The following is a 12,932-nucleotide window of genomic DNA, read 5'->3' as shown; positions in this document are numbered from 1 at the left end:
GCGCCGCGCTCGCGTCATCGTCTGCCGCCCCCGACGGCCTTTTGTCGGCGCTGAGTGAAGGAAGTGCTATGCAGGTTGTCACGCTCGGTCCCGCCGGAACGTACTCACATCGCGCCGCCCGTGCGGTCGCCGACGAGGTGGAGTTCAGAGAGTCGGTCTCGGCTATCGTCGAAGCCGTCGCGGACGGGTCGTTCGACCGTGGGGTCGTCCCCATCGAGAACAGTATCGAAGGGAGCGTCACCGAGAGTCTCGACGCCCTCGCCAACTCAGAAGTGAGCGTCACCAAGGAAATCGTCACCCCGATTCGTCACGCCCTCCTCGCACAGGGTCCCGACTTCGACGTCGTCGCCAGCCACTCGCAGGCGCTCGCGCAGTGCCGAACCTACCTCGAAGAGAACTACCCATCCGTGAAACTCGAAGCGGTCGCAAGCACGGCACGCGGTGTCGAGCGCGCCCGCGCCGACCCCGCTATCGCCGGTATCGGCCACCCAGACAACGCGACCGGTTCGGACGGGGACGACCTCCAAATCATCGCCGAAGACATCCAAGACCGCTCGTCGAACGCGACGCGATTCCTCGTCGTCGCCCCCGAATCTGCGCGCTCGGACGCCGGCGGAAAGACCTCACTCGTCGTCTATCCGAACGCCAACTACCCCGGCCTGTTGCTCGAACTGCTCGAAGCGTTCGCCGAGCGCGACATCAACCTCTCGCGTATCGAGTCGCGGCCGAGCGGCAACCGCCTCGGCGACTACCTGTTCCACATCGACGCCGACGCCGGACTCTACGAAGAGCGGATGCAGGGCGCACTCGACGAAGTCGAAGGCATCGCCCGCAACGGGTGGGTACGCATCCTCGGGTCGTACGACACCCAACACGTTCTCTACTGACTAATTTCTCTTATCCCGAAGCTTCAGTCCTTCTAACCCGAAAATCGGGGTCCGTGTGGCCACAGAATACTTACCGACGAGTATCGAACCGCGACTCACGATGGACGACTCGTCTACTGGCGACGATGACGACCCGTTCGAACGGATTCACCAGTCGTTAGGAGACGTCCGTCTCGGCCACGCGACGGATATCCCGGTCGATATCGTCGATCGAGGCGACCACCTCGAACTCGTCGCCAACCTCCCGGGGTACACCCGAGACGAAATCGAAATCGACGTCAACGAACGAGGGGTGAACATCTCGGCCGTGTCCGAGGGACATCCTCACAGCGAATCGCTGAACTTCGTCCTCCGCGAGCGACGACGTGAACCCCTCTCTCGGGGTGTCCGCCTCCCGACGGCCGTCGTCAGCGACGAGGCGACCTATCTGCTCCGAAGGGGCGTCCTCGTTCTCACACTCCCCAAAGTAGACCCCGAGTGGAGCCTCGACGAGTACACCAGAAACTGATTTCTCGTACGTGTCGAATGCGGGTCTGAGCGCACCTGTAGCGTGCGAATTGCTATACCAGTTCCGGCAACGATTATATCCTCAGACGGCGTGTTATATTCTCGGTGAAACACCCATGATGCGACGTACTAACCCCTTTGATGATTTCGAATCGATGTTCGAACGAATGTCCCGCCAGTTCGAAGAGATGGGTCGGCAGTTCGACCGCTCGGGCATGATGCCCTCGATGCAGATGCACGACATCGACATCGACGTGGCCGACCACGACGCCGAACTCGTCATCTCGGCCGACCTCCCGGGCTACGAGAAAGAAGACATCTCCCTGTCGATCGCCAACCGCACGCTGACCATCGACGCCTCCCGCGAACTGTCCGAAGAACACGCTGACGGCGAATACCTCCGCCGCGAGCGCCGCCAGGAATCGGCCCGCCGCACCGTTCGCCTCCCCGTCGATGTTGACGAAGAGAACGCCAGCGCGACGTACCGCAACGGCGTCCTCTCGGTGACCCTCCCCAAACTCGACGCCGAATCGGACGACTCGCACCGTATCGACATCGACTGAACGGATTCGGTGGGAACGGGAGTCGTCGTGATGGATTGCAGTGATTTATGATGGGTCGTGGGTGCTGATGACACCCACGACTCGGCAGTTTCTTTCGTTTTCGCGTCAGCAAAATTTGCCTCAATCTGACAGACCGGGAAGTCGGGTATAGGAGTTATTTTAGGTCGGGGTGCCACTACATCGGATATGGACTACGACCCGCAGGAAATCGAAGCGCGTTGGCGGGAGCGCTGGGCCGAGAACGGCCGGTACGAGGCCGACCCAGACGCGGACGCCGACGACGCGACGTTCATCACGGTCCCGTATCCCTACCCCAGCGGTGGGATGCACATCGGCCACGCTCGGACCTACACCGTCCCCGACGTGTACGCCCGCTACCGACGACAACAGGGTGACAACGTCCTGTTCCCGATTGGGTGGCACGTCACCGGCACGCCGATTATCGGCGCGGTCGAGCGCCTGAAGAAAGGCGAAGAGAAACAGCTCTCTGTCCTCCAAGACACCTACAACGTCACCGATAGCGAACTCTCCGAACTGGAGACGCCGATGGGGTGGGCGCGCTACTTCATCGAAGAACACTACAAGCAGGGCATGCAGTCACTCGGTCTCTCCGTGGACTGGCGCCGCGAGTTCACGACGAACGACGAGCGCTACTCGAAGTTCATCGAGTGGCAGTACTGGACGCTCCGCGACCGGAACCGTCTGGAGAAGGGCCTGCACCCCGTCAAGTTCTGTACGAACGAAGAGCAACCGGTCACGACCCACGATATCTTGGAGGGCGAGAACGCCGAGTTCCAAGAGTACACGCTCGTTCGATTCGGCTGGGAGCGCGACGGCGAGGAAGTCGTCGTCCCGATGGCGACGCTTCGACCCGAGACGGTCCACGGCGTCACGAACGCCTACATCGACCCCGAAGCGACGTACGTCGTCGCGGACGTCGATGGCGAGACGTGGTTCGTCTCCGAGTACGCCGCCGCCAAACTCGAATACCAGGCCCACGACGTGGAGATTCTGGAGACGGTCGAAGGTGCCGAACTCGTCGGCGCGAGCGTCGCAAACCCCGTCACCGGCGACGACGTGCTCGTCCTCCCCGCGTCGTTCGTCGATGCCGACAACGCCACGGGCGTCGTCATGTCCGTCCCGGCACACAGCCCCGACGACTACGTCGCACTACAAGAGGCGAAAGCCGATTCCGACTATCTGGAGTCGTTCGGCATCGACCCCGCCGATGTCGAAGCTATCGAGCCGATTCCGATTCTCGACATCGACTCCGAAAACGACGAGTACGGCGCAATTCCCGCCAAGTCCGCGGTCGAAAACCGCGGTATCGAGTCCTCGGACGACCCCGAACTCGAAAAGGCGACCAAGGACCTCTACAACAAGGAGTTCCACGCCGGCCGCCTCAAGGAGTTCTACGGCGACTACGCGGGCGGACTGGTCGAAGAAGTCCGCGACGACTACAAAGCCGACGGCATCGACGCCGGGCAGTTCGGTGTCATGCAGGAGTTCTCCGAGGAGGTCATCTGTCGCTGCGGCGGTGACGTCGTCGTCGCCGAGCAGGACACGTGGTTCCTCTCCTACGAGGACGAGGACTGGAAGCAAACCGCCCACGACGTGGCCGACGGACTGGACGCGATTCCATCCAACACGCGCGACGAGTACCACCACACCATCGACTGGCTGAACGGGTGGCCATGTATCCGTAACTACGGTCTCGGAACCCGCCTGCCGTGGGACGACCAGTTCGTCATCGAACCGCTGTCGGACTCGACCATCTACATGGCGTACTACACCATCGCCCACCGCCTGCAGGACATTCCGGTCGAGGAACTCACCCGCGAGTTCTTCGATACGCTGTTCTACGGTGCCGACGCGGTCGATGAACCACACGAGCGCGCGCTCGAACTGCGCGAGGAGTGGAACTACTGGTACCCGGTCGATTACCGATTCTCCGCGAACGACCTCATCACGAACCACCTGACGTTCTACCAGTTCCACCACGGCGAACTGTTCGACACCGCCAACTGGCCGCAGGGCATCGTCATCATGGGTATGGGCCTGCTCGAAGGCCAGAAGATGTCCTCCTCGAAGGGCCACGTCGTCCTCCCCGGCGAGGCAATCGACAAGTACGGAGCCGACACCTCGCGGTTCTTCCTGCTCAACTCGGCCGAACCGTGGCAGGACTTCGACTGGCGCGACGACCTCGTGGGGTCGGTCCACGACCAACTCAAGCGCTTCTGGAACCGCGCAAAGGAGATTATCGCCGACCCCGGTCCGGAAGACCAACCCGAACTGGAGACGGTGGACCGCTGGCTGCTGTCGAAGCTCAACGACACCATCCGTCTCGCCACCGAGTCGATGGACGAAGCCGAGACGCGCGCGGCCAGCCAAGCCGCGTTCTACAACTTCGAAGAGAACCTGCGCTGGTACCGTCGTCGTACCGATCTCGACCGTCCGGGCGCGAAGTGGACGCTCCGGCAGGTGCTGGAAGCGCGTCTCCGCATGCTCGCGCCGTTCGTCCCGTTCATGACGAACGAACTCCACGAGCAGTTGACCGGCACGCCCGCCGAAGACGTGCCGTGGCCGACCCCGGACGAGCAGTTCGACGACGACTCGGTCGAACTGGAAGAACAGCAGGTCGAACACCTGACCGAGGACGTCCGCGACATCATCGACGTGACCGACGCCGACCCCGAGACGATTCGGGTCTACGTCGCCGCCGACTGGAAGCGCGACGTGTTCGAGGCCGTCGTCGAGAACGGCGACGACGTCGGAGCCGTGATGGGACAGGTCATGCAGGACCCCGACCTCCGCGAGAAGGGCAATCAGGTCAACCAACTCGTCCAGGACCTGGTAGACCAGAGTCGCGGGCAGGACGAAGACGCGCTCCGCGCCAAACTCGCACTCGACGAACTGGCGACGTACGAACGCGCCGCAGAGTTCCTCAGCCGTGAGTTCGACGCCAGCATCGAAGTGTACGCCGAGGACGGCGACGACCTCGTTGACCCGGCCGACCGCGCCTCGAAGGCGATTCCGTTCCGTCCGGCAATCCATCTCGAGTAACGCGGCCGACTCCGATTTCTAATTCCTCGTTTTGATATCTCTACGCCCACACGTTCGAAGCCAGATTGTAATCGGCTGAACGCGACAGAGACCGACTGAAAGTGGTCGAAACTGAACGTATCAGCCGGAAATGTAATTTCACCCCTAGAGTTACAGTATCAGGCATGATAGCTAGTGTATGCATCAGTGCAAGGAGTGTGAGGTCGAGATGTACGAAATCGAAGACGAGAAACGGACAGACCTCGAAGATAGACGGCGATACGAGTGTCCCGACTGCGGGACTGTCATCGAGCGGGCAAAGTATCGTCACCGATAACGTCGCTTGCCAGCTTATTCTCTCAGCGCACGTAGCTGAGTGTATGAGCAACGCCGACACGCCGACACTCCCAGAGCGAGTGTACAAGACCGTCACGCCAGAAACGGGCACCCGACCGGACGCCGAGATGGACGTCATCGGGTGGTCGATGTTCCTCGCACTACTCATGTTGATGCTCCCGCTGTTGCCGTTTCTCGCCATCGTCTACGCGGTGACGAAGCTCCTCGATTTCGTCACGCCGCAACCGCCCGAACAGGCGTAGAAAGAGCCGAAAACGCCGCGGTGGCTTACTCGTCGGCCAGGCCGAGCAGGTCGAACGCGTAGCCGTTCTCGTTTTCGATTGCGTGCTCGTAGGCGACGTGCGCGGCTGCGACGTCCTGAATCGCAAGCCCGGTGGAGTCGAAGACGGTGATACCGTCGTCGTCGGTTCGGCCGTCCTTCTCGCCGACGACGATTTCGCCGATTGCACCGAAGATGTCGTCGTCGGTGAGGACGCCCTCGTGGTACGGGACGTTGATTTCGCCCGAGTGGGTCGTCTGGGCGTGGTCGTCGATGACGAGTTTTGCGTCGAGAAGAACTTCGTCTGCGAGTTCGTGCTTGCCCTCTGCGTCGGCACCCATCGCGTTGATGTGGGTGTGGTCGCCGACTGCTTCGCGCGGGACGATTGGGCTTTCGACGGGCGTCACCGTCGAGAGCACGTCACACTGCGCGGCCTCTTCGATGGAGCCGGCGCGGATGTCGAAGTCGGCTTCGAAGGCGTCGATGAAGTCGGCGACGCGCTCTTCGTCGAGGTCGGAGATGACGACTTCTTCGATGTCGCGGACTTCGCTGATGGCGCGGAGTTGCGTGTAGGACTGGACGCCAGCCCCGATGATGCCCATCGAGGAGGCATCCTCGACGGCGAGGTGGTCGGTGGCGACGGCGGCGGCCGCCCCCGTCCGGAGCATCGTTAGTTCCGTCCCGTCGAGCAGCGCGAGGGGGAAGGCGTTCTCGGGGTCGGAGTAAATCATCGTCCCCATGACGGTCGGAAGGTCGTACTTGTCGCCGTTGTCGGGGTGGACGTTGACCCACTTGATGCCCGCGGCGTCCCAGTCGCCAGCATCCAGATAGGCGGGCATCGACCGGAAGTCGCCGTTGTACTGCGGCAGGTCGATGTAGGATTTCGGTGGCATCTGTGCGTCGCCCGATTCGTAGGCCGCGAAAGCGTCCTCGATTGCCGAGATGAGTTCCGGCATCTGAACGTTCTCGTGAACGTCTGCCTTGTTCAAGAGCAGCGTCTTGCGCATGGACTCACGTTCCCATACCTGCTATTTAGTTCGTTCTATTTCTGGACTATACTCTAAGTCTCACTCTGAAAGTGAGAGAATAGTCTAATTTGTTCACGATGCGCATCGTTCGCACGGCTAGCTGTCGTCCGATTTCGGAACGACTTCGATACTGTGCTCGTACTCGCTTTCGCCGGTTCGGAGGTTACACGAGAACGAGCTATTCGGCTCACCCACGAAGTTGTTGACGGGCAGCGGATGCGTGACCGTCTCCTCGGCACCCGCTTCCAGCGGGAGGGATAGCTCGTGGAATGCATACAACCCAGTCGTGTTGAGACTCCCTCGAAAGACGCCATCGACCGAGGACGTGTTGCGAACGGTAATCGTCAGTTCGGCAACCTCTCCCTCCGGGACTTGCGCCGGGCCGTCGTACGTGACGAGTTCGAACGTGGGTCGGGGGCCGGCAATTCGCGCTTTCGTGTCGTCCGGAAGCGACCAGTGGGCGATTGCGTCGCCGTCATCGTACTGGAGTCGAAGGTCGGACGCCGAGTCGATGGCTTCGGGGACGGCGAACGCGAGCAGGCCACCGCCGTCTTCCTCTGTGGAGTACGGACTCGCCGTGATGCCTCCACCCGGTCGAACGACGTTGAGTGGTGCATCGCCCACGGGGTCCTGTGGGGCGAACTCCTCGTCTCCGGCGACCAATCGGAACGAGTCTTTCTCCGGAGGCGACCCCGACGCTGCTCGGACGGAGAGACTCACGAACACGACCCACTCGTCGTCGAGTCGTTCGATATCTCCCCAATCGACGTTCGAGATGTAGAAGACGGAGGCCTGCGGGTGGACCGTCTCTGGCGTGATGGTCACGCCGTTGACCGTCGTCTCGGTTCCGAACGGGAGTCCTTCGATAGCGGGCGTTTCCGTCGCTGTCGTCGCCGTCGAGTCGTCTTCGGTCTCGGTCTCGGCGTCTGGTGATTCCGAACCACTGAGACACCCGGCGAGTCCGACTCCGACGAGTCCCACGCCCGCTTTGAGATACTGGCGTCTGGAGGGCATAGCCGCCGCTATGCAGAAATTCGGTATAGCTCTTTTGTCCGAAAATGAAGAACGTTTTCGCGCGATTCGGGGGTCGGGATGGGGGGAGAGGCTAGCGTGTGCCTATCTTCACATCGCGCCGCCCATGCCGCCCATACCGCCCATGCCACCCATGCCGCCGGGTGCGCCGCCCTCGTCGTCGTCGCCGCCGGTGGAGAGGTCACCAGCAGCGATGATGTCGTCGATCTTGAGGACGAGGTTCGCGGCTTCGGAGGCAGACGCGATGGCCTGCTCCTTGGCGTGGGCCGTCTCGACGATGCCTGCCTCGAAGGAGTCTTCGACTTCACCCGTGAAGACGTTCAGGCCAGCGCGGACCTGCCCGTCTTCGTGGGCCGCACGAAGGTCCACGAGCGTGTCGATGGAGTCGAGACCAGCGTTCTCGGCGAGGACGCGTGGAACGAGTTCGAGCGCGTCGGCGAACGCTTCGACGGCGAGCTGTTCGCGTCCGGAGACGGAGTCGGCGTAGTCACGGAGGCGCGAGGCGAGTTCGACTTCGATGGCACCGCCGCCAGCGAGGACGCGGCCGTCGGAGACCGTGGAGGCAACGACGTCGAGTGCGTCCTGTACGCCGCGTTCGAGTTCGTCAACGACGTGGTCGGTCGAACCGCGGAGGAGGATGGTGACGCCGTGGACGTCGTCGCCCAATCCTTCGACGTAGAACAGTTCGTCAGCGTCGTCGCGGCGGATGGACGCGACGCCGAGGTCTGCGGCTTCGAGAGAGTCGAGGTCCGAGACGATGGACGCGCCCGTGATGTTCTTGAGGAACTTCACGTCCGACTTCTTCGTCCGGCGGACCGCGAGGATGCCCTGCTTTGCGAGGTAGTGCTGTGCGAGGTCGTCGATACCCTTCTGGCAGAAGACGACGTCAGCACCGGACTCGACGATTTTCTCGACCTTGGCCTTGAGCTGAGCCTCTTCTTGGTCGAGGAACTTCTGGAGCTGGTCGGGGCTCTCGATGGAGACGTTCGTGTCGATGTCCGTCTCTTCGACTTCGACGGGTTCGTTGAGGAGCAGGACGTCGGCCTCGTCGAACTGGACGGGCATGTCGTCGTGGACGGGGTCCTTGTCGATGACAGCGCCCGTGAGGAGTTCGGACTCCGAGGCGGAGCGGCCGGTCTGCGTTTCGAGCGAGATGTTCTCGAGGTCAACGACGTAGGAGCCGTCGTCCGCTTCGACGGTGACCTGCTTGACCGCGCGAACGATGAGGTCGGCGAGAAGTTCCTTGTTGAGTTCGGAACTCTTGCCGGTCATCGACGTTTCGGCGACCTTCTTCAGGAGGTCTTCGTCGTCGGGATCGACGTGCTCTGCGATGTTATCGACTTCCTCGCGGGCCTTCTCGGAGGCGAGGTTGAAGCCACGAATGATGGCCGTCGGGTGGATGTCCTGTTCGAGGAGGTCCTCTGCGTTCTTGAGGAGTTCACCGGCGATGGCGACTGCCGTCGTCGTGCCGTCGCCCGCTTCGTCTTCCTGCGTCTCGGCGACTTCGACGATCATCTCGGCCGTCGGGTTGTCGATGTCCATCTCTTTGAGGATGGTGACGCCGTCGTTCGTGATGGTGACGTCGCCCATCGAATCGACGAGCATCTTGTCCATCCCTTTCGGGCCGAGTGTCGAACGTACCGCCTGCGCGACCGCACGAGCGGCACGGATGTTGTACGCTTGCGCATCGCGGTCCTTGACGCGCTGGGAGTCTTCGCCGAGAATGATCATCGGCTGACCCTGCTGCATTCGCTGGCTCATAGTCATCGCCTGATTGTTTGTGCTTCTATATAAATTTGTCGCAGGTGCGAATCTCGGACCTTCCGGTAAATTGCGCACGATAACGATGAGAAATAGCAGACTGCGTTGACTTCGGGGGACGCCCAACAGAAAATACGACAACCGCTAACATACCTCAAACAGCGTCCACCAATCGGGTGTTTATATACTATCGTTCGACCGGCTCTTTCCAGTGAATCGTCACCGTGCCGATGGCGAACGCGTCGTCTCCCTCGGCGTCGCGGACGACTTCGAGGGTGTTCGTCCCACCGACCAGTTCCGCGCCCGTGATGGTATCGACCCAGTACTGCCAGCCTTCGTTCGGCGGAATGTCGAAGCCCGACAGCGACTCGCCGTTGATACGAATCTCGTGACCGTACTCGCCGACGTCGAACGCCTGGATACCGATGTACGGCTCTCGCGGGTCGTCGGTCGGCACGTCGAACTCGAACGCTTCGGTCTCGTCGCCGCAGTCTGTCGCCCACTCGACGTCGAGTGACTGTCCGTCCGGATGGAGATGCGACCCGAGGAACACGGTCGCGTAGTTGGCGCGGTGTGGCACGCTCAGGGGGTTTCGAGTGCGTCAATAAAAAGGGTCGAGAGCGCGTCTCGGGTCAGTCGTCTTCGGGAAGTTCGTCCGCGATGAACTCCCCGCTCGTATCGTCGAGCGGCGGCTCGTCTGATTCACCGTCTAACACCTCCAATTCCTGCTCATACAGGGTCGCATCGAGCTGCGCCTGCTTGTTGAGCCCTTTCTTCTCTCGGCCGGATTTGGTGTCAGGCATTGTCAATCGTGTCATCGACTCCCATGGGGATGAATGTTTTGCACACTTTGGTAATATATTGAAATTCAGGATTCGGGGTGTATTGGGTGTCAACAGTGGGTTTGTGGGGGAATTAGATGTTTGAGGGTGGGACTGAACGGGATTTGAACCTCACTCGCAAATCGGAGATTTGCTCGCTGGTTCAAATCCTCACGAGGACGCTTCCTCGAACTCGCCGTTCGCAGCGCGATAAAACGCGCTGCTCGGGGTGTTGAGTTCGAGAGAAGCGCCAGGAGAGGGATTTGAACCCCCGATCCCAAAGGGAACACGCTTTCCAGGCGTGCGCCTTACCGCTCGGCCATCCTGGCTTACACCCAAACGTATCCGGGTGACTAATTTAAGCCCTTCCTTTCGATTCGATTCGGGGTTCGATGACATACGTCACGACAGCGACGACGAGGCCGACGACGAGTGCCATGGCGACGCCCGCGACGACCGAGAGTCGTGGTCCAACCCCGAAGAGGACTGCACCCTGCGCGAGGACGCCCGTCGTGAGCATCCCGACGACGCCCCAGAGGAGCGCAGACTTCGTCGTGGGATTCACTCCTCGCTGACGACGGCCACCGCTTCGATTTCGACGCCGACGCCCTTGGGCAGGTTTGCGACTTCGACCGCCGAGCGCGCCGGCGGACTCTCGCCGAAGTAGGTCGCGTACGTCTCGTTCATCTCGTCGAAATCGTCGATATCGGCGAGGAAGACGCTCGTCTTGAGCACGTCGTCGGCGCTCGCGCCGGCTTCTTCGAGGATGGCCATCACGTTGTCGAGCGACTGCGTCGTCTGCGTGGCGATGTCCTCGTCGTCGAGGAGTTCGCCGTCCGGCGTCAGCGGAATCTGACCCGCCGTGAAGAGCAGGTCGCCGTTGGTCGTCGCTTGGCTGTACGCGCCGACTGCCGCCGGTGCGTCGTCAGTCTCGATGATTCGCTTCATAGCTGGCAAGATTCCCCAAGCGGTGATAAAATAGGGTGGAACCGCTCAGTCGAGTACCGCGACTTCGTACCCGTCGGCCCGCAGTGCGGCGAGCAACTCGTCCACGTGCTCGGGGCCGCGCATCTCCAGGTCCACTTCGACTTCCGTCGCGTTCAGCGCAATCTTCCGCGAGGTCCGGTCGTGACGCACCGCGTAGATGTTCGCCTTCTTCTCGGCGATGATTTGGATGAGGTTTTCGAGCGACCCCGGTCGGTCCTTCAACTCGGTTCGAATCTTCAGGTACCGACCCGTCTCGACCAGACCGCGCATGACCACCGTCGTCAGGGTGTTCATGTCGATGTTTCCACCGCAGAGTGCTGGGACGATCGTCTCGCCCTCGTCGTAGTCGAACTTGTCGAACAACAGCGCCGCGAGCGCGACTGCGCCCGCGCCCTCGACGAGCGTCTTCGAGCGTTCGAGCAGGTAGGTGAGCGCGACGGCGATTTCCTCGTCGGAGACGGTGACGACTTCGTCCACGCGCTCTCGAATCACGTCGAAGGTTCGGTCACCCATGCGTCGGACGGCGATACCGTCGGCGATGGTATCCACCTCGTCCAACTCCTGAATCGACCCCTTGTTGAGCGAGTCGGCCACGCTGGAGGCGTGTTCGGCCTGCACGCCGATGACGCGCGCGTCGGGGTGGAGCGCTTTGACGGCCGTCGAGATACCGGAGATGAGGCCGCCGCCGCCGATAGGGACGACGACCGTTTCGAGAGTCGGGCAGTCTTCGGCGATTTCGAGGCCGATGGTTCCCTGTCCGGCCATCACGTACTCGTCGTCGAACGCGTGGACGTAGGTTCGGTTCTCCGCGCGCTCGATCTCGTGGGCCTTGGTTTGCGCCTCGTCGTAATCGACGCCGTGGAGAATCACGTCGCCACCGTAGCGCTCGGTGGCTTTGACCTTCGTAATCGGCGCGTGTTCGGGCATCACGATTTTCGAATCGACGCCCGCGCGAGTGGCCGCGAGAGCGACGCCCTGCGCGTGGTTGCCCGCGCTCGCGGTGACCACACCGGCGTCTTTCTCCTCGTCGGAGAGCGTCGTGATGCGGTTCATCGCGCCGCGAATCTTGAACGACCCGGTCCGCTGGAAGTTCTCGAGTTTGAGGTGCACGTCGGCACCTGTCATGTCCGAGTAGGTGTGCGAGTATTCGAGCGGTGTGCGTCGTGCAACCGTCTCGACGCGCTCGCGGGCGTCTTCGACGTCCGAAAGAGAGAGCATAATCTGGTGTCTGCGTTATCGGTGTTTAATCGTTCGGGAAAGATTTGCCACCGCGTCGGTGTCTCACCGACGGGGTGAGCGCCGCCGCTCAGAACTGTGGGGATGGGGGAAATGGGGGAACGCACGCGTGTGACGTGCAACTTCCACTCTGACGCCCGAGTATATAAACATCCCCCACCCGGATCGAAAGTGAAATCGCAAGACGGCGGCGGGGTTAAAATTACGTCTGACGGATGTCGTCTACGTGTCGTTCTCAGTTTGGATAACTGACACTTCGGTCTCTAACTGGTCTGTGCCGGGGGGTTCCGCTTTCGGTACGGTCATTTGTGGAACTTGCTTGATTCGGGTATGGACCTCGGTCGCCTGCGCGCGGTCTGGCGGCGTATCTTCGCCCTCGCGTGGCCCGTGATGGCCGAACAGACCACGCGGACGCGCTCCTGCGAGAACGCGGGAGCGTCGGCGCTGAAGCT

At 61.7% G+C, this 12,932-nt stretch carries 14 protein-coding genes and 1 tRNA gene; 6 read left to right on the top strand and 9 right to left on the bottom strand.

Features of this window, described 5'->3' with window-relative positions; genetic code table 11:
• The first annotated feature begins 68 nt into the window (after positions 1-68).
• From pheA to ACFQJC_RS14015, 6 genes are all read left to right on the top strand, one after another.
• Positions 69-887 (top strand): prephenate dehydratase, encoded by an 819-nt coding sequence (gene pheA / locus ACFQJC_RS14040; RefSeq protein WP_390224501.1) that lies wholly within the window; start codon positions 69-71, stop codon positions 885-887.
• A 100-nt stretch (positions 888-987) separates the two neighbouring features.
• A complete protein-coding gene (locus tag ACFQJC_RS14035; RefSeq protein ID WP_390224499.1) occupies positions 988-1,395 on the top strand; it encodes an Hsp20/alpha crystallin family protein in 408 nt (135 codons plus the stop codon).
• 115 nt (positions 1,396-1,510) lie between these two features.
• Positions 1,511-1,957 (top strand): archaeal heat shock protein Hsp14, encoded by a 447-nt coding sequence (gene hsp14, locus ACFQJC_RS14030; RefSeq protein ID WP_390224497.1) that lies wholly within the window; start codon positions 1,511-1,513, stop codon positions 1,955-1,957.
• A 186-nt stretch (positions 1,958-2,143) separates the two neighbouring features.
• Entirely contained in the window at positions 2,144-5,020 is a 2,877-nt protein-coding gene (gene leuS, locus ACFQJC_RS14025) for a leucine--tRNA ligase (RefSeq protein ID WP_390224496.1), read from the top strand.
• 178 nt (positions 5,021-5,198) lie between these two features.
• Entirely contained in the window at positions 5,199-5,336 is a 138-nt protein-coding gene (locus ACFQJC_RS14020; RefSeq protein ID WP_390224494.1) for a DUF8106 domain-containing protein, read from the top strand.
• A gap of 43 nt (positions 5,337-5,379) precedes the next feature.
• A complete protein-coding gene (locus tag ACFQJC_RS14015; protein ID WP_390224492.1) occupies positions 5,380-5,598 on the top strand; it encodes a DUF7535 family protein in 219 nt (72 codons plus the stop codon).
• 25 nt (positions 5,599-5,623) lie between these two features.
• On the opposite strand, the gene ACFQJC_RS14010 is transcribed toward ACFQJC_RS14015, so the two are convergent.
• The 9 genes from ACFQJC_RS14010 to ilvA all read right to left on the bottom strand — a co-directional run bounded on the left by ACFQJC_RS14010 (position 5,624) and on the right by ilvA (position 12,462).
• The gene (locus tag ACFQJC_RS14010) at positions 5,624-6,622 is read right to left on the bottom strand and encodes an ornithine cyclodeaminase family protein (protein WP_390224490.1); all 999 of its coding nucleotides are present in this window, start codon (positions 6,620-6,622) and stop codon (positions 5,624-5,626) included.
• A gap of 117 nt (positions 6,623-6,739) precedes the next feature.
• Positions 6,740-7,657 carry a hypothetical protein gene (locus ACFQJC_RS14005; RefSeq protein WP_390224488.1) on the bottom strand — a complete coding sequence of 306 codons (918 nt, stop codon included), beginning with the start codon at positions 7,655-7,657 and terminating at the stop codon, positions 6,740-6,742.
• Between the two features lie 108 nt (positions 7,658-7,765).
• Positions 7,766-9,406 carry a thermosome subunit beta gene (gene thsB, locus ACFQJC_RS14000; protein WP_390225629.1) on the bottom strand — a complete coding sequence of 547 codons (1,641 nt, stop codon included), beginning with the start codon at positions 9,404-9,406 and terminating at the stop codon, positions 7,766-7,768.
• Between the two features lie 217 nt (positions 9,407-9,623).
• Positions 9,624-10,016 carry a DUF7383 domain-containing protein gene (locus ACFQJC_RS13995; RefSeq protein WP_390224486.1) on the bottom strand — a complete coding sequence of 131 codons (393 nt, stop codon included), beginning with the start codon at positions 10,014-10,016 and terminating at the stop codon, positions 9,624-9,626.
• 52 nt (positions 10,017-10,068) lie between these two features.
• Positions 10,069-10,239, bottom strand: coding sequence for a hypothetical protein (locus ACFQJC_RS13990; RefSeq protein ID WP_390224484.1), 171 nt, complete (start codon positions 10,237-10,239; stop codon positions 10,069-10,071).
• Between the two features lie 266 nt (positions 10,240-10,505).
• A tRNA-Ser gene (locus ACFQJC_RS13985) sits at positions 10,506-10,586 on the bottom strand.
• A 29-nt stretch (positions 10,587-10,615) separates the two neighbouring features.
• On the bottom strand, positions 10,616-10,822 hold the full coding sequence (locus ACFQJC_RS13980; RefSeq protein WP_390224482.1) for a hypothetical protein: 207 nt from the start codon (positions 10,820-10,822) through the stop codon (positions 10,616-10,618).
• Positions 10,819-11,205: a RidA family protein gene (locus ACFQJC_RS13975; protein ID WP_390224480.1), complete on the bottom strand. Its 387-nt coding sequence runs from the start codon at positions 11,203-11,205 to the stop codon at positions 10,819-10,821. The genes ACFQJC_RS13980 and ACFQJC_RS13975 overlap by 4 nt, the downstream gene beginning before the upstream one ends.
• A gap of 45 nt (positions 11,206-11,250) precedes the next feature.
• A complete protein-coding gene (gene ilvA, locus ACFQJC_RS13970) occupies positions 11,251-12,462 on the bottom strand; it encodes a threonine ammonia-lyase (RefSeq protein ID WP_390224478.1) in 1,212 nt (403 codons plus the stop codon).
• Positions 12,463-12,932 lie beyond the last annotated feature (470 nt).

The organism is Haloferax namakaokahaiae, from assembly GCF_042663225.1.
Lineage (GTDB): Archaea > Halobacteriota > Halobacteria > Halobacteriales > Haloferacaceae > Haloferax > Haloferax namakaokahaiae.
The sequence above is the reverse complement of the archived record's forward strand: the minus strand, read 5'-3'. Positions and strand labels throughout refer to the sequence as shown.

Excerpts from the sequence above, each read along its gene's own strand:
- pheA (WP_390224501.1), top strand. The coding sequence starts at position 69 with ATGCAGGTTGTCACGCTCGGTCCCGCCGGAACGTACTCACATCGCGCC.
- ACFQJC_RS14035 (WP_390224499.1), top strand. The coding sequence starts at position 988 with ATGGACGACTCGTCTACTGGCGACGATGACGACCCGTTCGAACGGATT.
- hsp14 (WP_390224497.1), top strand. The coding sequence starts at position 1,511 with ATGATGCGACGTACTAACCCCTTTGATGATTTCGAATCGATGTTCGAA.
- leuS (WP_390224496.1), top strand. The coding sequence starts at position 2,144 with ATGGACTACGACCCGCAGGAAATCGAAGCGCGTTGGCGGGAGCGCTGG.
- ACFQJC_RS14020 (WP_390224494.1), top strand. The coding sequence starts at position 5,199 with ATGCATCAGTGCAAGGAGTGTGAGGTCGAGATGTACGAAATCGAAGAC.
- ACFQJC_RS14015 (WP_390224492.1), top strand. The coding sequence starts at position 5,380 with ATGAGCAACGCCGACACGCCGACACTCCCAGAGCGAGTGTACAAGACC.
- ACFQJC_RS14010 (WP_390224490.1), bottom strand. The coding sequence starts at position 6,622 with ATGCGCAAGACGCTGCTCTTGAACAAGGCAGACGTTCACGAGAACGTT.
- ACFQJC_RS14005 (WP_390224488.1), bottom strand. The coding sequence starts at position 7,657 with ATGCCCTCCAGACGCCAGTATCTCAAAGCGGGCGTGGGACTCGTCGGA.
- thsB (WP_390225629.1), bottom strand. The coding sequence starts at position 9,406 with ATGATCATTCTCGGCGAAGACTCCCAGCGCGTCAAGGACCGCGATGCG.
- ACFQJC_RS13990 (WP_390224484.1), bottom strand. The coding sequence starts at position 10,239 with ATGCCTGACACCAAATCCGGCCGAGAGAAGAAAGGGCTCAACAAGCAG.
- ACFQJC_RS13975 (WP_390224480.1), bottom strand. The coding sequence starts at position 11,205 with ATGAAGCGAATCATCGAGACTGACGACGCACCGGCGGCAGTCGGCGCG.
- ilvA (WP_390224478.1), bottom strand. The coding sequence starts at position 12,462 with ATGCTCTCTCTTTCGGACGTCGAAGACGCCCGCGAGCGCGTCGAGACG.